Annotated in this window: 18 protein-coding genes; 13 read left to right on the forward strand and 5 right to left on the reverse strand. The window is 38.4% G+C overall.

The window, feature by feature from the left end:
- The first annotated feature begins 18 nt into the window (after window positions 1-18).
- From abc-f to ACIQZA_RS03245, 3 genes are all read left to right on the forward strand, one after another.
- Window positions 19-1818, forward strand: coding sequence for a ribosomal protection-like ABC-F family protein (abc-f, locus tag ACIQZA_RS03235; protein ID WP_402879756.1), 1800 nt, complete (start codon window positions 19-21; stop codon window positions 1816-1818).
- Between the two features lie 305 nt (window positions 1819-2123).
- Window positions 2124-2297 (forward strand): hypothetical protein, encoded by a 174-nt coding sequence (locus tag ACIQZA_RS03240; protein WP_402879754.1) that lies wholly within the window; start codon window positions 2124-2126, stop codon window positions 2295-2297.
- Between the two features lie 547 nt (window positions 2298-2844).
- Window positions 2845-3579 carry a hypothetical protein gene (locus tag ACIQZA_RS03245; protein ID WP_142508403.1) on the forward strand — a complete coding sequence of 245 codons (735 nt, stop codon included), beginning with the start codon at window positions 2845-2847 and terminating at the stop codon, window positions 3577-3579.
- 274 nt (window positions 3580-3853) lie between these two features.
- Here the strand turns inward: ACIQZA_RS03245 and ACIQZA_RS03250 are convergent, their stop codons facing one another.
- Complete coding sequence (locus tag ACIQZA_RS03250; protein ID WP_402879752.1) at window positions 3854-4921, reverse strand: beta-propeller fold lactonase family protein; 1068 nt, start codon at window positions 4919-4921, stop codon at window positions 3854-3856.
- A gap of 234 nt (window positions 4922-5155) precedes the next feature.
- Between ACIQZA_RS03250 and ACIQZA_RS03255 the strand changes: the two genes are divergently transcribed.
- The 3 genes from ACIQZA_RS03255 to ACIQZA_RS03265 all read left to right on the forward strand — a co-directional run bounded on the left by ACIQZA_RS03255 (window position 5156) and on the right by ACIQZA_RS03265 (window position 7709).
- Window positions 5156-5350 (forward strand): hypothetical protein, encoded by a 195-nt coding sequence (locus tag ACIQZA_RS03255; RefSeq protein ID WP_402879750.1) that lies wholly within the window; start codon window positions 5156-5158, stop codon window positions 5348-5350.
- Between the two features lie 250 nt (window positions 5351-5600).
- Entirely contained in the window at window positions 5601-6131 is a 531-nt protein-coding gene (locus ACIQZA_RS03260) for an NfeD family membrane protein (protein WP_400935150.1), read from the forward strand.
- Window positions 6132-6146: 15 nt separating this feature from the next.
- The gene (locus tag ACIQZA_RS03265) at window positions 6147-7709 is read left to right on the forward strand and encodes a flotillin lipid rafts scaffold protein FloT (protein WP_142508400.1); all 1563 of its coding nucleotides are present in this window, start codon (window positions 6147-6149) and stop codon (window positions 7707-7709) included.
- 44 nt (window positions 7710-7753) lie between these two features.
- Here the strand turns inward: ACIQZA_RS03265 and ACIQZA_RS03270 are convergent, their stop codons facing one another.
- On the reverse strand, window positions 7754-8296 hold the full coding sequence (locus ACIQZA_RS03270; RefSeq protein WP_400935147.1) for a GNAT family N-acetyltransferase: 543 nt from the start codon (window positions 8294-8296) through the stop codon (window positions 7754-7756).
- Between the two features lie 17 nt (window positions 8297-8313).
- A complete protein-coding gene (locus ACIQZA_RS03275; RefSeq protein WP_402879748.1) occupies window positions 8314-9138 on the reverse strand; it encodes a methyl-accepting chemotaxis protein in 825 nt (274 codons plus the stop codon).
- Between the two features lie 295 nt (window positions 9139-9433).
- On the opposite strand from ACIQZA_RS03275, the gene ACIQZA_RS03280 reads away from it, so the two are divergent.
- Entirely contained in the window at window positions 9434-10633 is a 1200-nt protein-coding gene (locus tag ACIQZA_RS03280) for an MFS transporter (protein ID WP_400935141.1), read from the forward strand.
- Window positions 10634-11116: 483 nt separating this feature from the next.
- On the forward strand, window positions 11117-11788 hold the full coding sequence (locus ACIQZA_RS03285) for a peptidylprolyl isomerase (RefSeq protein ID WP_400935138.1): 672 nt from the start codon (window positions 11117-11119) through the stop codon (window positions 11786-11788).
- 79 nt (window positions 11789-11867) lie between these two features.
- Here ACIQZA_RS03285 and ACIQZA_RS03290 read toward each other — a convergent pair whose 3' ends face one another.
- Together ACIQZA_RS03290 and ACIQZA_RS03295 are read right to left on the reverse strand one after the other, a co-directional pair.
- Window positions 11868-12650 (reverse strand): enoyl-ACP reductase FabI, encoded by a 783-nt coding sequence (locus ACIQZA_RS03290; RefSeq protein WP_142508395.1) that lies wholly within the window; start codon window positions 12648-12650, stop codon window positions 11868-11870.
- Window positions 12651-13579: 929 nt separating this feature from the next.
- Window positions 13580-13828: a ferredoxin gene (locus ACIQZA_RS03295; RefSeq protein ID WP_053482601.1), complete on the reverse strand. Its 249-nt coding sequence runs from the start codon at window positions 13826-13828 to the stop codon at window positions 13580-13582.
- Between the two features lie 107 nt (window positions 13829-13935).
- Between ACIQZA_RS03295 and ACIQZA_RS03300 the strand changes: the two genes are divergently transcribed.
- The 5 genes from ACIQZA_RS03300 to ACIQZA_RS03320 all read left to right on the forward strand — a co-directional run bounded on the left by ACIQZA_RS03300 (window position 13936) and on the right by ACIQZA_RS03320 (window position 19396).
- The gene (locus ACIQZA_RS03300; RefSeq protein WP_402879746.1) at window positions 13936-14964 is read left to right on the forward strand and encodes a YpbB family protein; all 1029 of its coding nucleotides are present in this window, start codon (window positions 13936-13938) and stop codon (window positions 14962-14964) included.
- Window positions 14965-16407, forward strand: coding sequence for a RecQ family ATP-dependent DNA helicase (locus ACIQZA_RS03305; protein WP_400935132.1), 1443 nt, complete (start codon window positions 14965-14967; stop codon window positions 16405-16407).
- Between the two features lie 229 nt (window positions 16408-16636).
- A complete protein-coding gene (locus ACIQZA_RS03310) occupies window positions 16637-17392 on the forward strand; it encodes a LysM peptidoglycan-binding domain-containing protein (RefSeq protein ID WP_400935130.1) in 756 nt (251 codons plus the stop codon).
- 160 nt (window positions 17393-17552) lie between these two features.
- On the forward strand, window positions 17553-18308 hold the full coding sequence (locus ACIQZA_RS03315; RefSeq protein ID WP_400935128.1) for a metallophosphoesterase: 756 nt from the start codon (window positions 17553-17555) through the stop codon (window positions 18306-18308).
- A 122-nt stretch (window positions 18309-18430) separates the two neighbouring features.
- Window positions 18431-19396: a YpdA family putative bacillithiol disulfide reductase gene (locus ACIQZA_RS03320; RefSeq protein ID WP_402879743.1), complete on the forward strand. Its 966-nt coding sequence runs from the start codon at window positions 18431-18433 to the stop codon at window positions 19394-19396.
- The last annotated feature ends 180 nt before the right edge of the window (window positions 19397-19576 follow it).

The following is a 19576-nucleotide window of genomic DNA, read 5'->3' on the forward strand; positions in this document are numbered from 1 at the left end:
TCATTGGAGGAAAAAACGATGCAAATTAAGGCTGAACAAATACAAAAAATTATTGGTGGAAATGTTTTATTTGAAGAGCTTCAATTAGAAGTAAATACAGGGGAGCATGTCGCTATTGTTGGTGTGAATGGCAGTGGGAAAACGACTCTATTACAGTTACTTGCCGGTTTGGATATGCCAGATAAGGGACGAATTATAAAAACCAAGGAAGCGACGATTGGTTATTTACATCAAATTCCACAATATCCTATGTTCTCAGTGAAGGAAGTGCTGGAGGAAGCATTTGCGGAAATTTATGCATTAAAGGCTAAAATGACAAAGCTTGAGCAGGAAATGCAGTTAGCTGTAACAGATAAGGTACTTCAGCAATATGGTCATGTGCAGGAACAGTTTATGCTGCAGGGTGGCTATGAAATTGATGCGCAATTAGCGATGATTGCAAATGGTCTAGGTATAACACCATTGCTTGAGCAACCTTTTAGTAGCTTAAGTGGTGGGGAGAAAACGAAGGTAATGCTAGGGCAAATCCTTTTAAGTAATCCTTCTATTTTGTTATTAGATGAACCGACCAATCATTTAGATATGCAGGCAATCGAATGGCTAGAAAATTATGTTCGAAATTTTGCAGGAATTGTTATTGCAGTATCACATGATCGCCACTTTATGAATCAAATGGCTCAAAAAATAATTGAAATTGAAGATGGAGAGGCATTTACGTACATTGGTAATTACGATGCATTTGTCGAACAAAAGGAAACTAAGCTTGAACAGCAATTTGCTCAATACGAAGAACAGCAAAAGAAAATAAAAAAAATGCAGGAAACAATAAAGCGCTTAAAGCAATGGGCAAATGAAGCGAATCCGCCAAATGCTGGCTTGCATCGTCGTGCTAAAAGTATGGAGAAAGCACTAGCCCGTATAGAGCGTGTGAAGAAGCCCTCAACGAAAAAGAAAATGAATTTAGCGTTAACGATGGCTGAGCGTAGTGGAAAAGAGGTTGTACAAATGAAGGGTATTAGCCATGCATTTGAGAAACCGTTATTTAAGGAAAGTAATTTAGCGGTTTACTTCGGAGAACGTTTGGCGATTGTTGGTGGCAATGGCAGTGGGAAATCAACGTTATTAAAAATGATGTTAGGTGAGGTTGAACCTAATAAAGGTACTTGTCATGTCGGCAACAGTGTTAAAATTGGCTATCTATCACAGCAATTTGAGCATAAAAATCCGGCCATTCGCTTAATAGATGCCTTTCGTGAGAGTGTCTCTGTGTCAGAGGCGGAGGCACGTCATATTCTTGCTCAGTTTTTATTTTATGGCTATGACGTTTTTAAAAAAGTGAAGGATTTAAGTGGCGGTGAAAAGATGCGCTTACGTCTAGCACAGTTAATGCATGAGGATATTAATTTATTGATGCTGGATGAACCGACTAACCATTTAGACATTGAAGCGAGAGAGGTATTGGAGGATACACTGGAGTCCTTTGAAGGAACCATTATAGGCGTCTCGCATGACCGTTATTTTTTACAAAAGATTTTTACAAAAGTTGCATGGATTGAGCATGAAAACATTCAAGTATTTGAAGGGGATTATGAATGGGCAAGACAAAAACGCTTAGCAATAGTAAAAGAACCAGTTAAAAAAGAAGTGTCTGAAAAATCCTATGCTGTTAAAGAAGAGATAGCAATTGAAGAACAAATTGAAAAGCTTGAAATAAGATTAAAGGAGCCGACACTTGCGAAGGAGCAACGTCAAAAGCTTGAACAGCAGCTAGAGGATTTATTTGGAAAATGGATTGAGGGAGGACCAGAGCATGCATAAAATTGAGCACATCATGCAGCTAGATATTGATTTTTATCAATTATGCCACGGCATAATTGCATCCCGGAATCGGCTTTCGAGCCAGATATGTTTTTAAAGAAAATCAAGGATTTCTATCAGTCAAAATCTCTCATTCCAAGATTGAATTTATACAATCTGGAGGAAAATTAGTCATATATAGAAGCATTAGAGAATCATGGCTTTCAATTCGAAAGTTTTACCGATTAGGTACAATGTTGGAATGTGAATACTCGCGATTATCTCATAATCCAGTCATACAAATTGAACGTGTAACAGGTGCCAATATGGAAGAAGCATTTGCTGTAGAAATGAGCATTTCTACATTTGGAATCAAAAAAGCTTTTGAGGAGACATATCATTCCCTGCATTTTACGTATTATTTATTAAGATTGGATGGCAAAGCTTGCTGTACTGCCAATATTTTGTCTCAGGAAATCAAGGGAGGGTCAAGGGTGTAGCAACACTTGAAAGCTATCGAGGTCGGGAGTTAATTGGATATATTCTGCAGCATATTCAGCAAGAGTCGATAAAGCAAGGGTTAGAATATCTCTGGATGTTATCTATCAATGAACAGGTTGCAAAAGTCTATAACAGGGCGAATTTCAAATCAGTAGGCACAATAAAATCAATTCATGCCTTTACTGAAGTAAATAGCATTAAGCAAATACGACAAGAGTCTTAATTGGATGAAAGATAAAAAATATTGCCTTACTCCTGTGGGACAGAATTTTCCATAGGAGTAGTGCTTTTAGGGGTTTAATTTCGCTTATTTTAGTCGTAGAATATGTTCAAACCGTGTAAGTCAAAGCTTATTAGAGGTTAAATGGTAAAATTCCTCATTTTGAAAACTTTAGTAATCCTGAACAGTAACGACTACTTAGGAATTTTTGAATTAATGTTTCGAAAGAAGGATTTTCAATCTTTAAAAGTTTTTTACTTGAAAAAATGGCGAATTCGATTTACTCTCTTTAGAGATACTTGTTTAATGGACTTGGAGGATATGGAATGCACGGAATTTATATACGCTATAATGTCTTAGAAGAAACCCCAACAGCACAATGGCCCAAAAAAATGGATGCATTTGCGTATGTTCAACGAGGAAAGCCACAACAAGACAATGACAACTTGCTATCGATGGAAGAGCTAAAAAGCCATGCAATTCGCTATATTAAAAGCTTAAAAGACAATGCAGGTGATCATTTAGTAGAACAACGCAATGGTGAAATTGAGCACTTTGATCGACGCTATATGGAATCCTTAAAGCTAAAGGAAAGCATCGATTCACAGCTTATTAATCTAGAAGAAATTCGTTTGCTTTTACAGTTAATGAATGTATTGAATTTATCGCATGGTTTCGGAGAAAATGCTGGAAAGCTGCTTCGTCAAATTACCCCATATGCAAAAGAGGTAGAGCACCCAACATTCCAAACAACTCGTGTTGAGCGACATTTTTATTCAGAACTAATTGAACAAATTGAAGCAGTATATGCACGAATTATGCGTTACCACAACCCGTCAACGACTGAAATGCAGCAGTCAGAAAAGATCTGGACAGCAGTTTGTGAGCAAGCAATAGAAAAGGTAGAATCGCGCATTGAACGCTTGTCTTCTATCAAGTTAAAGCATGAGAAAAATTTACTAGAGTTTAGTCAATTAAAACAGCAAAATATCGAGGCAAAGGAACGCCTAGATGTTGCTGTCAATGATCTTGATGCAATTTTAAATGTACTAGAATCTTAAAGGCTATGTTAATGAATATATTGCGTTTTGTGTGGGGTTTAGCTATTGAGCTTGCCTCATTTTCAATAGCTCAGTTAAAATGTGTCGGTTGAATCAAAAGAACTAACAACACAGTTGAAGGCATATCGCTTAGTCTTAAGTTCTATGTCAAACATTTCAAGGTAGACTTCATAACAAAATCGAAAGACCTACTTCAATTGCCTAGATGGCAATTGAAGTAGGTCTTTTTTTTTGAATAAGGGAAGGTGCCTGTTTTACCTTGAGCCCCTAGGACTCAGAATTCTGAAGTCAGACAGATTGTTCCGGTTTTTATTCCTGTAGGACCGTTAAATCCTGGAATTGTATCGATTACTGTATTTGTTTCTATATCTATAACAGACACAGTATTGTCAAGTTGGTTTGTGACATAAGCAAGTGTTCCATCCGGCAAGATGGTTACTTGGTCAGGAGATAATCCTACAGGGATCGTAGCAATCACCAAATTGGTTAATGTACTTATGACAGATACAGTATTACTACCTTTATTAACAATGTAAACAAATATTCCATCAGGTGTAATCGCTGTTCCAACAGGTCCTGTACCCACAGGAATTGTAGTAAATACTGTATTTGTTGCTACTTCAATTACAGATACTGTGTTACTAGATTCATTTGTAACGTAAGAAAATTGTCCGCTTGGTGTGAAAACAATAGATCTAGGGCGAAGTCCCACAGGAATTGTAGCAACCACTGAATTTGTAGCTGTATTAATAACTGATACTGAATTTGAGTTTTCGTTTGCAACATAAGCAAACGCGCCATTAGGAGTAAAAGCTATGCCTTGAGGTTGGAGCCCTACTGGAATAGTAGCGATTACAGTATTTGTAGCTGTACTTATGACAGATACAGAGTTAGCTCCAAGTCCATGATTTGATACATAAACAAGTGTTCCATCTGGTGAAATAGCTACACCAAGAGGCTCAAGTCCTACTGGGATGGTAGCAACCACTGCATTTGTTGCCGTATTAAAAACCGTTACATTATTTGAGAAAAGGGCTGGAACATAACCGAATTCTCCATTTGGTGTAATCGCTACCTCAAGAGGAGCAGTTCCTACTGGAATGGTCGCGACTATAGTATTTGTAGCTGTATCAATTACTGATACCATATTATCAGGAGTAGCTAGCTGACCAGCGTCTGTAACGTACACTAAAAAATGACATGGTGGAGTTGGTGGTTCAGGTATAAATGGTGGTGTAAATGGTGGCTTACAAGGACAAGGGCAACAAAAACCACAACAATTACAACGACAACTTGGGTTTGATTTAAATTTGAATCTTCTAAATTTATTTTCTTTTTCCACAATGCACACCCTTTCTATCATATATGGATACATTGATACAATATGCAAAAAGAATTTTGTTTTTTGTGCGTTTTACCTACACCAAATAATTTTGAACAGTACCGGGTGGTTGTTTATAGTAGTTTCATATCATTGTTTGATTCCTAAATTATAGTGTTGGCTGGTGATTCTTCGAAATGTACTTGTTCATGTATTTATATGGTAAAATTAAATATGCATAAAGGAGGTATTCTATTGTTTAAAAATGTTTCAAAACACCAATTAGCACTATCTTTTTTTATGGTTCTTATCGGTTTTTTACAAGCATATAACCATTGGGGAGAAAGGACTACTTTATCATTATTCTTTTTAACCTCCAGTATTTTACTTTTACTTCTTTCAATTATTGGCCTGTTTGTTTATAGGAAAAGACAAATATCTAATGCCTAAAGAGCTTTCTTACGCACACATTCCTGTACAACGCTCTCTGTATTTTTATAGCCTTTAAAACCGTTGAAAGCCTTCTGCAATATGTCCTTAGTTGCCATACTACCTTTTATTATGACATGGCTAGTATTACTTTAAGAGTTTTACTATTTAAAAACATATCATTAGAAAATTAAGAAAATGTAAAAGATTACGAAACCTTTTATAGGCTGCATCCGTATAGTAGGTAATACAATGAAAAGGGGTGAACAACTTGACGCTATTTGGCTATTCACTCGAGCAAATCTTTTTAGTGGGATTAATATTCGGGGGCCTTGCAACACTTTTATTTACGTTTTTTAGTGATGCTGTCGAGGGCATTGGAGAGGGGCTACCGATTTTTAATCCAAGTGTCATTCTATCTTTCATTACGTTGATGTCAGCAGCAGGATTTATTTTAGAAAAACTAGCCTTCTTCCCTAGCGTTTGGAATATTGTTGCTGCTTGTATCATCGGAGTTATTTTAAGTGCACTATTTTATTTATTTGTTCTAGTTCCGCTACGATCAGCCGATGTTTCGTTAGCTTATACAGAAGAATCGCTTGGAGGTCAGCTAGGAAAGGTCATTGTTCCAATCCCGACTGACGGTTTTGGAGAGGTAGTTATTGAAACGACTAGCGGAATGATTTCAAAGCGAGCAACAGGATTTGACAATGAGGCTATTGATTACGATACGACGGTACTTGTGGTAGAAGTGAAAGAAGGAACGCTTTTTGTGAGATCTTATGATAAGAAATTTTTATAGAGGAGCGATATTTATATGTCAATGGAGATTTTAATTGTTATAGGGATTGTAGCCTTTGTTTTAATTGCACTAGTTGCACTATATGTGACAAAGTATCGTACAGCAGGTCCTGATGAAGCACTGATTGTGACTGGTAGCTATCTTGGCTCAAAAAATGTACATAAAGATGAGTCGGGAAACCGTATAAAAATTATTCGTGGTGGCGGTACATTCGTATTCCCAATTTTCCAGCAAGCACATCCATTAAGCTTATTGTCTAGTAAGCTTGATGTGACAACACCTGAAGTGTATACGGAACAAGGTGTACCGGTTATGGCCGATGGAACGGCTATCATTAAAATCGGTGGTTCCATTTCAGAAATCGCTACGGCGGCGGAGCAGTTTTTAGGAAAGCAAAAGGATGAGCGTGAAAATGAGGCACGTGAAGTGCTAGAAGGTCATTTACGTTCGATCTTAGGTTCAATGACGGTTGAGGAAATTTATAAAAACCGTGATAAATTTTCTCAGGAAGTACAGCGTGTTGCGTCTCAGGACTTGGCGAAGATGGGTCTGACAATCGTTTCCTTTACGATAAAAGATGTACGTGATAAAAATGGTTACTTAGAATCGCTTGGTAAGCCGCGTATTGCGCAGGTTAAACGTGATGCGGATATAGCTACTGCAGATGCTGATAAGGAAACACGCATTAAGCGTGCTGAAGCATCAAAAGAAGCACAAAAGGCTGAGCTTGAACGTGCGACAGAAATTGCAGAAGCGGAAAAAGAAAATCAATTAAAGGTAGCAGAATTCCGTCGTGAGCAAGATATCGCTAAGGCACGTGCTGACCAAGCTTATGAACTTGAAACGGCTCGTGCAAAGCAAGAGGTTACTGAACAAGAAATGCAGATTCGCATTATTGAACGTCAAAAGCAAATTGAATTAGAAGAAAAAGAGATTTTACGTCGTGAGAAGCAATACGATTCAGAAGTTAAGAAAAAGGCTGATGCTGATCGTTACGCTGTCGAGCAAAATGCAGCGGCAGCCAAAATGCGTGAGCTTGCGCAGGCAGATGCGGAGAAATACCGTATCGAATCATTGGCACAAGCCGAAGCGGAGAAAATTCGTTTGGACGGTCTTGCAAAAGCGGATGCTGAGCGTGCAAAAGGGGAAACAGATGCGGATATTATTCGTCTTCGTGGTCTAGCAGAAGCCGAGGCGAAACGTAAAATTGCGGAAGCCTTCGAATACTACGGTCAGGCAGCTGTCCTGGATATGATTGTACGTATGATGCCTGAATATGCGAAAGAACTTGCGAGCCCACTTGGCAATATTGATAAGATTACTGTCGTTGATACTGGTGGTGGGGAAGGCGGAGGCGGTGCTAATAAAGTAACTGCCTATGCAACGAATTTAATGTCAACATTACAGGAATCGTTGAAGGAAACTTCAGGAATTGACGTGAAGGAATTAATTGAAAGCTATGCAGGTAAGCATACGTTGCGTCCTGAGCTAGAGCAAATAGCAGTAGGCTTAGGAAAGCAAACAACAGCTACAGCTAATGAAACACAAGACGAAATAAAAGAAACGGTTGAACAATAATAGAAATAGCCGCCTGATTTGACCTCAGGTGGCTATTTTTTTCTCTATTTTTCCTTCCACTCACTAGCGAGCATGCCATAAGCAACGTGGTCAACATAATGATCATAAAGCCATTCTGCTGCACGAATCGTTCCTTCTTTTGTAAAACCAAGTCGTTCAGGGATGGCACGGCTTTTTGCGTTGCCCGTAGCAGCACGAATTTCGACCTTATTGAGCAGTAAATCCTCAAAAGCATATTGTAATAATGCTTGTACAGTCTTTGTCATAATACCATGTCCTTGAGAACCTTCACTGAGCCAATAGCCAATAGCAGCGATTTTATTACTATGATTTATCGTATTAAAGCCAGCAATGCCTACGATTTCATTTCGAAAAATGATAACTAGAGAGAGGCTGCTTTTAGCTTCGTGTCCTTTTATACAGCCTTCTATATATGCCGTTGTATCGGCTACTTCTTTTGTAATATCCAGCCACGGCAACCAGTCCTGCAAATATGCACGTGATGCATCTGTTAAGGCAAAAACAGCATTTGCATCTTCTAATTCGACAGTACGTAAAGATAATTCCGGATTAATTGTAATTTGCAATATTCTTCACCTCTTTATTATTTTAAGGCGTTATGCATAAAGCCCTTCATTTCGTGACTAAGAACTGTTAACTCCTCAATAATTTCACTAAAATCTTGAACGAGCTGAGACTGTTCGTTCGTTGCGTCATTGATTTGCCCCATATTTTGCTTAAGGTTTTCTAGGTTCCTATTTATATTTCGTAGGGAGGCTTCGATATTTTCCGTGGCGCTGGATGTTTCGAACGAGAGCTTTCTAACTTCCTGCGCTACGATGTTAAAGCCAGCACCATGCTGGCCTGCACGAGCCGCCTCAATAGATGCATTTAAGCCGAGTAAATTTGTTTGGCGAGAAATGCTTTTTATTAAATCTGTTACTTCATTTGTTTTCTTTGAATCTTCAAGGGCGTGCTGTGCTTGTTTGTTAATTTCCTCACTTGTTGCTGCTAATTCCTCAGAATGTGAGGCAATTGTATGTACTTTGTCCTGTAAGCTGTTTACAATGCTATCCATTGTCCCCATATAATCCTCAAGTTTAAGCTCATTGTCGATTGGTAGTCCAAATGCTAGGGCACCTACGACTTTACCATTTTCACTGATTGGAAATGAAAAAGCATTGATGGCAACCCCGTATACATCCTTTGGTATTACGACATCAGCATTTTTCCCAGTAAAGGCAATGAAAACATTTTGGTCATTAGCATTTACTTTTTGTCCATCTAGGTAGCCTGAATCTACACGTTTGCCGGCTAAATATTTTACAACTATTTCACTTTCCTTCTCGATGACAGCCACAATTGCCTCTTCCTTTAATGCAAGGTGGATATAAGGTACTGAAAGTGCTAAAGCTTCAATAATTTTCATGAAAATTCCTCCAAGTCTGTGCAGTGAAAAATAGTTTAGTCATCGGAGCTTTTTGCCAATGATTGCTAGATGATTACTCTCACTGTAACACAATATTTGCCAATTCAAAATAGATAAAAACTAAATTTATATGAAGAAAATGTGATTTTAGTCACGGAAATATTGTCAAATAAAATCATACGAATAATAAAAAAATAGAGGTGAATTTGTCTGTTTTTTGACAAGTTGTCGTGTATTTTGAAGATCATTGTATTAGAATAATAGTAGAATTGAAAGAACGTAAGGAGAGAGAGAGATGGGTTACATTCAAAAGGGGACAAAGGCGTTTCATAAAGCAAACTGGGCTTTATTTTTAGCAGGCTTTATCACCTTCGCCAATTTATATGTATCACAGCCATTATTACCAACATTTGCGAAGGAGTTTCATGTATCACCTGCAGTTGCGAGTTTAACGCTTTCTGTGACAACTTTTGCGTTATCCATCAGTATGATTATTGTGGGTTCATTATCAGAGGCATGGGGTAGGAAATCTTTGATGACGAGTTCTATTTTTGCGGCATCTATTATTACACTTGCACTCGCCTTTTCGCCTAATTTTGAAACGATATTAGTATTACGTGTTATACAGGGTGTTGTTTTTGCAGGATTGCCGGCAATTGCGATGGCATATTTAGGAGAGGAAATGGATCCAGCTAGTTTAGGTATTGCGATGGGCTTATACATAAGCGGTAATTCGGTCGGCGGGCTTAGTGGCCGAGTTATTATCGGGACATTAACGGATCTTTACAATTGGCAGGTGGGGATGATAGTACTGGGTGTCATCAGTCTGATGATAAGCGTGTTATTTATCTGGATGCTACCTAACTCCAAGCATTTTACAGCACGCCCTTTGCAGATAAAATCATTGACGACATCTCTTTTGCAGCATTTAAAGGACCCATCCATGCTTTGTTTGTTTGGCATTGGCTTTGTGTTGATGGGAAGTTTCGTGACTCTATATAACTACATTGGCTTTAAATTGATGGCACCACCTTATAATTTAAGTGCTACGATTGTTGGCTGGATTTTTGTAATTTACTTAGTAGGTACATTTAGCTCTGCCTGGTTTGGTAGTCTTGCTGATCGATATGGCCGTCAAAAGATGTTGTTATTGTCTATTGCGATCATGTTTGCAGGGGCGATTTTAACATTAAATGGGCTACTTAGTTTGAAAATTTTAGGGATTACAATCTTTACATTTGGCTTCTTTGCAGCGCACTCGATTGCCAGTGGCTGGGTAAGTAAACGAGCCACTCGTGATAAAGCGCAAGCCTCTTCGCTCTATTTATTTTTCTATTATTTTGGTTCAAGTGTTGGAGGAACAATAGGAGGAATATTCTGGATGCATTACGGCTGGGGAGGCGTTATTGTCATGATTGCTGTATTTTTAATCGTTGCATGCTTGCTGTCTTTTTTATTAAAGCTGTTTTCTAAAAGATTGTTGCTACTTAACTAACGAATCAGTTCAGTGGAAGAAGTCATTGGTCTGAGTTAAAATAATGAAGCTTTAAGTATAAAAAGGATCCTTTATTATAGGGATGATTTGTATAGTTATTACGTTGCGTATTTACATACATGATATAAAGAAAGTTGATACTGTTAAGGAAAGTGGATGGAGTTTTTTAATTTTGTTGCAGACCCTTTTACAGGATATATCAAACTCACTTTGAGTATTTTTCTAATGGAAGATTAGCTCTGTTTTTTTATGTCTTAATAACAACAATCTAAACGAAAATGCCTTTATTAAATGGGATTATTACTAAACAGCAACGCATAGCAGCGGGGCACTTGGAATAGTATTTTTTGTTTAGTTTATATACTTTTCTTGTCTTCGCATCTATAAATATAGCCATCTGCATGAATTATTATAAAAATGATTTGTCGTAAACTATCTGATAATATAAAGAGTAGACTGGTGATTAAGAGGAGTTGAAAGAATATGTTCGCGCGTTTTAAAGGAATTTCTGTTGTCTTTGCTTTGCTGATGGTAGCATTTGTTTTGACAGGTTGTGGAGCCGCTAAAGAAAGTGGGCAATCGGAAGGAGATACGGCAAAGAAAACGGAAGAAAATGTGGATTATTCATCAAAAGTGAAGGAAAAACCAATTGTGACGATTACGATGAACAATGATGAAAAAATCGTAATCGAATTAGAACCTTCTACAGCGCCGAATACGGTAGCTAATTTTATTTCGTTAGTTAAAAAAGGTTTTTATGATGGCCTTATTTTCCATCGAGTTGTCCCTGATTTTATGATTCAAGGTGGAGATCCTTTAGGTAATGGTACGGGTGGCCCAGACTACTCGATAGAAGGTGAGTTTTCTTTAAATGGCTTTAAAAATGATTTAAAGCATGAACGCGGTGTCATTTCAATGGCTCGTTCGAAAGATCTAAATTCTGCGGGATCTCAATTTTTCATTATGGTAAATGAAGCATCACATCTTGATGGAGAATATGCTGCCTTTGGAAAAGTGATCGAGGGGATGGAAACAGTAGATGCTATCGCTGCTGCTCAACGAGATGGTGAAAAACCAATAAAAGATCAGCAAATGAAAAAGGTAGAAGTGGATACAAAGGGCTTTGATTATCCAGCCCCTAATGTAATAAAATAACGTTTGTTATATTCTGAAGTACAATACGAAACAAAGAAGCATGAGAGATCATTAAATGATCTTTCATGCTTCTTTGTATTTAACCCATAATATTGTAGCCTGCGTCGATATAAATCGTTTCGCCTGTTACACCGCGTGATAGGTGAGAAAGCATCACGATTGTCATATCTGCTACTTCGTCTTGTTGAACATTACGTTTTAATGGAGCTGTTTCTTCGATTTTGTGTAAAATTGTATTGAATGAAGGAACACCTTTTGCAGCAAGTGTGCGAATTGCTCCAGCAGAGATCGCATTAACGCGAATATTATCTTTACCAATATCTGCTGCAAGATAGCGCATAGATGCTTCTAATGCTGCTTTCGCTACACCCATGACATTGTAGCCATCAAGCACGCGCTCTGCTCCTAAGTAACTCATTGTTACGATAGAGCCACCCTCAGTCATATAAGGATGTGCGGCCTTTGCTGCTGAAATAAGAGAATAAGCGCTAGTATCTTGTGCAAATGCATAGCCATCACGAGTTGTATCTAAGAAGCGATTGTGTAAATCTTCTGCATTGGCAAAAGCTACTGAGTGCACGATACCATGGATAACGCCTACTTTTGTACCGATTTCATTGAAAGCCGCTTGTGTGCTCTCGTCGCTGTTGACATCACATTGTACGATCAGTGAATCAGATTGTCCGATGTTTTCTAATTGCTTTTGTAATTTTTTTAATGAACGTTCTTGGCGATATGTGAAAATAACATTTGCACCTACATCAAATAAACGTTTTGCGATACCCCAAGCAATACTTCGATCGTTTGCCACACCCATTACGACAATATTCTTATCTTTTAATTGTAATAAATTATCTATCATTTATAAGGACCCCTTTATGAAATAATATCTGTTATTAGTACCAACTACTAAAATCTTATCATACATAAAAAATGGTTGCAATAACAAGATGAAAAGAGTGACCAACTTTACTTGAAAAGTACAAAAAAAATTCATCTCCATTATGTTAGAGATGAATCATGGTATAAGAATCTGTTACTAAGTGGTTCGTTTGTAGAAAATGGCTCATCACCATAACGTGTGGTTGATTTCCGTTCCGGCTGGGCGCTTTGTTGCTGTCGCTTCGCTTTCGCTACAGAAAACATTTGTTGCTGTCGCTTCGCTTTCGCACAGATAAAACATTGTCGCTGACGCTTCGCTTTCGCGCAGAGCAGAGCTTCCTGGGGGCGTCCGATGAGCCGCTGCGCTGCAGGGTCTCGGGCCAACACGATGTCGGTCACGAAGGCGTTATCACAGGATGTGATGCTTTTAGCCTTCGTTCCTCTATCGCTGATCCCCTAGGAGTCGCCCAGCCTCCACTCCAATCAACTAATATGCGCGGAATACGTTTTGATAAAATGTCCTCTCTAATTTTCATGATAGACAAAAATTTATTAGAAATCATTTGTATGGCTTATTACCATAACGTGTGGTTGATTTCCGTTCCGGCTGGGCGCTTTGTTGTTGCTGACGCTACGCTTTCGCACAGATAAAACATTTGCTGACGCTTCGCTATGCTACAGGGTCTCGAGCCAACAGATGTTTTTTGCGAGAAAGTGTAGTGACGATATGGCGGCAGCGTCACGATGTTGGTTAGGAAGGCGTTATCACAGGATATGATGAATTTAGCCTTCGTTCCTCTATCGCTGATCCCCTAGGAGTCGCCCAGTCTCCGCTCCAATCAACTAATACATGAGGGGATAAAATAAAGGCACCCAGTTAAGGATGCCTTTAAAGATACGTATGAAGAACTATTCGAATTTTAATGAGTCGCCATCAAAAGTTTCATCTGCTACTTTGATTGAGTCAGTTGGGCATCCTTCGAAAGCATCTTGCATGTCTTCTAGTAGATCTTCTGGAACTTCAGCAGTTCCCATGTTATCATCTAAAATAACGAAGGCAATCCCTTCATCATCATAATCATAAATATCTGGGGCTGCGGCTCCGCAAGCGCCACAAGCGATGCATGTATCTTTATCAACAATTGTGAATTTAGCCATTTTTCTATCTCTCCTTTTACATGTTCCTACAAAGCTTCATACTCATTTTAAAGATGTTTATCTTACATTTCAACATAAATACTATTAAATTGGAGGAATTTGCGTCTATGTTTCATCAAATTTTATTGCAAATCTTTCAAAAACTAAATAACGAAAGAACAATTTCTGCTGCTTATCACGTATTAAGAGGAAAGCGCTCAGGTCAGACTATTCAAGACATTGGCCTATTTCAGTTATATAATTATTTTGGGCTATTACCTAAGTTACCTAGGAAGACATTTGATGAAGCCGTAACTTCGTTTTTACAGTATAGTTGGTTAACAATGCAACAATCTGGTCACTATTCCATGAAAAATCTAGGTTTACAGCGAGCAGAGCAGACACCTGATTTTTTATTTGACGGGTGGCACTATCGGGGAAATGAGCATGTTTTTTTTGCGAGGTTCTCGTTAATTGTACAAAGTTTATCTTATCAAAGTGCTGGGGTTCGTTCTTTTTCTCCCATAAGTAGGGATACGAATATTCAGTCTTGGGTGCGTACATTTTTAATCGAGCATAACTATCAAGATGGGCATTTACAGCAACGATTATTGGAGGAATGTGAACAGGTACTTTCTGTATTACCTTTATCAGATGCCAACAAACAGCTTGTCCTCTATCGGTTGAGTGGTCAAAGTTTACCTGGATGGACGTGGCAGCAGCTTGCGGGTGAACGTCAGGAAACAGTTTTAGATTGTCAGTTAGCGTTTATAGAATTGCTACATACATTATTAAATGAAGTTCGTCAGACAAATGATTATCCGTTGCTTGGTAAGATCGCAGAAGGATTAAGAGTAAAAGCATTACTAACTGATTCAGCGCAGCAAACAGCACATTTATATGAGCAGGGCTATTCAATTGAAAAGATTGTGCAAATAAGGAAACTAAAACAAAGTACAATCGAGGATCATTTGGTGGAACTAGCCATGAACGAACCGAACTTTTCGATTGGTCCATTCGTCTCATATGAAGAAGCGGAAAAAGTTTGGCAGGCATCGAAACACTATCAAACAAAAAAATTGAAAACATTGCATGAAGTAGTTGAAGGTATGAGTTATTTCCAGTTAAGGCTTGTCCTCGCGAAAGGAGAAGTATAAATGGAACTTGAACAAACGTTACTAAAGTATTTTGGCTATACAACATTTCGTCCAGGCCAGAAAGAGGTTATTGAAGCGATCTTAGAAGAAAAAGATGTTATTGCTTTATTACCAACTGGAATGGGAAAGTCACTTTGTTACCAACTATCCGGATATATCCTGCAGAAGCCAGTATTAATTGTTTCTCCGCTGCTTTCTCTAATGCAGGACCAGGTAGAGGAGCTAAAACGCTTTGGTGAAAAGAGGGTAGTTGCCTTAAATTCATTTTTAACCGTAAGTGAAAAACGATATGTATTACATTTTTTAGAGCAGTATCGTTTTATATTTACGTCACCGGAGATGCTTTTACAGCAGCAAGTTCAAGACAAGCTTTCACAAATGCAGCTAGGTCTTATCGTCGTGGACGAGGCACACTGTATTTCTCAGTGGGGCTTTGATTTTCGGCCAGATTATTTACGAATTGGACAATGGTTTTCACAAGTTAATCGTCCACCGATTTTAGCATTATCAGCGACTGCGACGAATAAAGTAATCAATGACATACGAGATACACTGTCGCTAGATACACCATTTGAGTTTTTGTACAATGTGGATCGGCCTAATATTCATCTTGGGCGTGTCGTATTTGAGGATAGGGCAGATAAAACACACTGGATTATGCAACATGTTAAAGAGACGGCAGGACCGGGTATATTATATATGTCCTCGCGTAAGCGTGCTGAACAATATAGCGAAGCGCTTATACAGGCTGGTATACGAGCGGCAGCTTATCATGCAGGCTATGGTGCTGAGGACCGTCAGTTTATTCAGCAACAGTTTATTGACGGGGAGCTCGACTGGATTGTGGCGACGAATGCTTTTGGAATGGGTATCAATAAGTCAAATATTCGTCAGGTTATTCATGAAACGCTTCCTGCTAATGTAGAAAATTACATGCAGGAGATTGGCCGTGCAGGGCGTGATGGTCAATCAGCGCTCGCAATTTTACTTTATAGTGATGGTGATGAGGAACTTGCGAAATTTGTTGTAACAGGCGATTTGCCAACAGCTGGTTATGTTGATCGTTATCAGGAACTACTAAATCAACAAATGCATCCTTCACAAATGTTGAAAAATGGAGAGGTGAGTGAGACCGCTTTTCGTGTGCTTGATTACTGGCTACAACAAGAAACGGTGGAACAAGTTAAAGTACGTTTAAATCATTTAGCACTGGAAAAGTATCGAGCTGTCGATAAAATGCATAAAATTACTCAGACAAAAGACTGTATTCGCACACAGCTAGTCGGGTATTTTGGGCAAAAATTGCTGAAAAAACCAGAAAACTGTTGTGAAAATTGTGGAATCCATTATGATGAAATCAATAAGGTACGCTTAAAAGAAGAGAAGAAAATAGAAATGATTCCATGGAAAAGTCGGCTAAAGCAGCTCTTAATGGGTTGTTAAAGGCTCATCACTAAAAGTTGTGGATGACATTTGTTAAAAACGTATGCCATATATAAGTTGATTTCCGTTCCGACTGGACGCCTCCAGGAAAGCGCCCTGTGGAACGGAAATCAACCCCACGTTATGGCGATGTGTCCTTTTTAGCCTATAACTGACGGTCATTTACTTTTTTCGCAAAATTCGTCATAATAGAATGATAGAAAGCGTAGTAAGGTTGGAGGAACGGCGAATGAGTAAAGAAGATTATCGCGATAAAATCGAAGAACATCGTCAATCTTTTGAGGAAGAACAAAAAGAACAGCAAGATTTATCTAGAGTTTCAAGAATGAAGAAAAATGGAAATGACAATAAAAAACCAAGTAATACAAAACGAAAACCGCCATTAATGACGATTCTTTTTGTAATTTTTATCTTAATTCCATTATCGATATTAGTCTATTTTTTGAAATTCTATGAACCTGGAACAACAATTGAAGAGGCTGAAAAAAATTCTTCGGAAATTGTAGAAATTGACAATTCAGGGGATGAAGATAAGGTGCCTGTATCTACTGACAAAGCAAAAGAAGACGATAAAGCAAACAAAGATAAGGCAGACAAAGCAAAAGAGCCTTCTAAGAAAGACACTGAGAAATTAGCTGATGAGCAGAAGGCAGCTGCGGAAGCGAAAAAGGCCGAAGCAGCCAAGAAGGCAGAAGAAGCTAGAAAAGCCGACGAAGCTAAAAAAGCTGAGCAAGCTAGAATAGCACAAGCAGAAGAGGCTAAAAGATCGGAACAAGCACGTAAAGCCGATGAAGCACGCAAAGCAGAAGAAGCAAAACAATCTGCAAAAGCAAGTACTCATACTGTAAAAGCAAATGAAAATCTATATCGTATTGCTTTAAATCACTACGGCGATGGAAGTGAAGCAACATTATCGAAAATTCGTGCAGCAAATGGTATGTCTTCAAATAATGTAATGATTGGGCAAGTGATTAAGCTACCATAAGAAAAGCGGGTGTCATTCTTTGGCAACGATGTTTTTCTAGTATAAAATAATGGACAAACGTCAACACCAAATATGGTTGAGGCGTACGTCTGATTTAGTGAAAAGGCGATTCTTCATTATTACGAATCGTCTTTTTGCTTTCGTAAGGAGATGTGAGGGAATGATTTATTTTGGACTATTTGTTTTATTAGTCATTGCGTTCCTGCTTTATATGTTGAAGGTGGCACATGAAAATAATGTTTTACAGCATCAATTGTTATTAAAGGGTGAACAGGAAAAGATCCGACTATTTTTTATTTCGGATACACATTTACGCAAAATTAATCGCCAAATGATTGAACAGTTAGATGGTCAATTTGATGCTGTTATTATTGGTGGAGATTTTGCAGATGGACGCACACCTATTCAACGTATTCATGACAACCTAAAATTATTAACTCCTTTAGGACCGACATTTTTTGTATGGGGTAATAATGACAGAGAAGTAGGCGAAGGACGATTAAGAAGTATTTTGCAGGAACATGGTGTTCAGATCATCGCTAATGATGCTGTATTACTACCTAAAAAAAACCGTTTTTGGCTAAATGCAATTGAAGACACATCTACAATGAAATATAGCTTTGATGAAGCATTTGCAAAGGTAGGAGAGAAAGACTTAGTTGTTTTCATCTCACATAACCCTGGTGTTTTTGCAAGAGTCCGTGCAAAATTTAGAGCAGATTTAATGATTGGTGGGCATTTACACGGTGGTCAAATTAGAATTGGTCCATACGGTGTGCATCCTAATGGCTCTTACCGGAAGCGTGAGGGTGTGATGACGTTAGTAAGTAACGGCTATGGTACGACATTATTGCCTTTCCGGCTTGGTGCGAGACCACAGTGTCATATTATTGACATTGAAATTTCGGGTAAATAAACAACCAAAACTCGATTGAAGGCGTATAATGGAAGCGATAAGGATTTATTCGGTAAAAGCCCGATTATTGAAAGTAAAGTATTAGCAAATTGCTGATACAAAGTTGATAGGAGTGTCAAGAAATGCAACAAGTAGATGCAATTATTGTTGGAGGAGGCCCATGTGGTTTAGCAGCAGCAATAGCTTTGCAAAATATTGGATTAAAGCCAATTGTCATTGAAAAAGGCAATATCGTAAATGCGGTTTACAATTACCCTACGCATCAAACTTTTTTTAGTACTAGTGAACGACTAGCTATTGGTGATGTACCCTTTATAATTGAAGGTCGTAAACCAAAGCGAAATCAAGCACTAGTTTATTATCGAGAAGTTGTACGTTTGAAAGGTATTCAAGTAAACCGTTTCGAGAAAGTAAATAGCGTTGTAAAAAATGGAGCGATGTTTACAGTAACGACAAATAAAGAGGTCTATACAACGCCTTATGTTGTGATTGCAACAGGCTACTATGACCATCCGAATTATTTAAACATCCCAGGTGAGAAATTGCCGAAAGTCTTCCATTACTTTAAAGAGGGACATGAATTTTTTGATACGGATGTTCTTGTAATAGGTGGGAAAAACTCTGCAATAGATGCGGCGCTTGAGTTAAATAAGGCTGGAGCTCGCGTCACCGTTGCCTATCGCGGCAGTGAGTATTCACCTAGCATCAAGCCATGGGTTTTACCAGAATTTGAAGGTGTAGTACGAAATGAAGAAGTCCAAATGCATTTCAATACAAATATACTGGAAATCCGAGAGCATGAGGTCGTAATAGAAATTGCTGGTAGCAAGAAAACTTTAAAAAATGATTTTGTTTTTGCTATGACAGGTTATCATCCGGATCATTCATTTATTCGAGCAATGGGTGTCTCTATTGATTATGAAACGGGTCGTCCTTTCTTTAATCCAGAAACTATGGAAACAAATGTAGAAGGCTTATTTATTGCGGGAGTTATTGCAGCTGGAAATAATGCCAATGAAATTTTTATAGAAAATGGCCGTTTCCATGGCGATTGTATTGCAAAGACAATTGACAAAAGAGCAAAATAGCAAGATGAGCTGTATAGGCATATAAGCTTATACAGCTTTTTTAAACCGTCGGATAGAAGAGAGAAAGCAGCGGGAGAAGTTCGAAGCGACGGAAGAAAGGTCCAGAGAGACTAAATGAGAACGAAGCGGCTCCCAGGATACCCCCAGGTAAGTGACCAGTCATAACGGAAATCAACCTTA

The sequence above is a fragment of the Lysinibacillus sp. NPDC096382 genome (assembly GCF_044762845.1).
Taxonomy (GTDB): Bacteria; Bacillota; Bacilli; order Bacillales_A; family Planococcaceae; genus Lysinibacillus.

What these genes read in the sequence shown, in the direction of transcription:
- ACIQZA_RS03290 (WP_142508395.1), bottom strand. Translation starts at nt 12,650, where the DNA reads ATGATAGATAATTTATTACAATTAAAAGATAAGAATATTGTCGTAATG.
- ACIQZA_RS03295 (WP_053482601.1), bottom strand. Translation starts at nt 13,828, where the DNA reads ATGGCTAAATTCACAATTGTTGATAAAGATACATGCATCGCTTGTGGC.
- ACIQZA_RS03305 (WP_400935132.1), top strand. Translation starts at nt 14,965, where the DNA reads ATGGAACTTGAACAAACGTTACTAAAGTATTTTGGCTATACAACATTT.
- ACIQZA_RS03280 (WP_400935141.1), top strand. Translation starts at nt 9,434, where the DNA reads ATGGGTTACATTCAAAAGGGGACAAAGGCGTTTCATAAAGCAAACTGG.
- ACIQZA_RS03265 (WP_142508400.1), top strand. Translation starts at nt 6,147, where the DNA reads ATGTCAATGGAGATTTTAATTGTTATAGGGATTGTAGCCTTTGTTTTA.
- ACIQZA_RS03275 (WP_402879748.1), bottom strand. Translation starts at nt 9,138, where the DNA reads ATGAAAATTATTGAAGCTTTAGCACTTTCAGTACCTTATATCCACCTT.
- ACIQZA_RS03285 (WP_400935138.1), top strand. Translation starts at nt 11,117, where the DNA reads ATGTTCGCGCGTTTTAAAGGAATTTCTGTTGTCTTTGCTTTGCTGATG.
- ACIQZA_RS03310 (WP_400935130.1), top strand. Translation starts at nt 16,637, where the DNA reads ATGAGTAAAGAAGATTATCGCGATAAAATCGAAGAACATCGTCAATCT.
- ACIQZA_RS03315 (WP_400935128.1), top strand. Translation starts at nt 17,553, where the DNA reads ATGATTTATTTTGGACTATTTGTTTTATTAGTCATTGCGTTCCTGCTT.
- ACIQZA_RS03300 (WP_402879746.1), top strand. Translation starts at nt 13,936, where the DNA reads ATGTTTCATCAAATTTTATTGCAAATCTTTCAAAAACTAAATAACGAA.
- ACIQZA_RS03245 (WP_142508403.1), top strand. Translation starts at nt 2,845, where the DNA reads ATGCACGGAATTTATATACGCTATAATGTCTTAGAAGAAACCCCAACA.
- ACIQZA_RS03320 (WP_402879743.1), top strand. Translation starts at nt 18,431, where the DNA reads ATGCAACAAGTAGATGCAATTATTGTTGGAGGAGGCCCATGTGGTTTA.
- abc-f (WP_402879756.1), top strand. Translation starts at nt 19, where the DNA reads ATGCAAATTAAGGCTGAACAAATACAAAAAATTATTGGTGGAAATGTT.
- ACIQZA_RS03240 (WP_402879754.1), top strand. Translation starts at nt 2,124, where the DNA reads ATGGAAGAAGCATTTGCTGTAGAAATGAGCATTTCTACATTTGGAATC.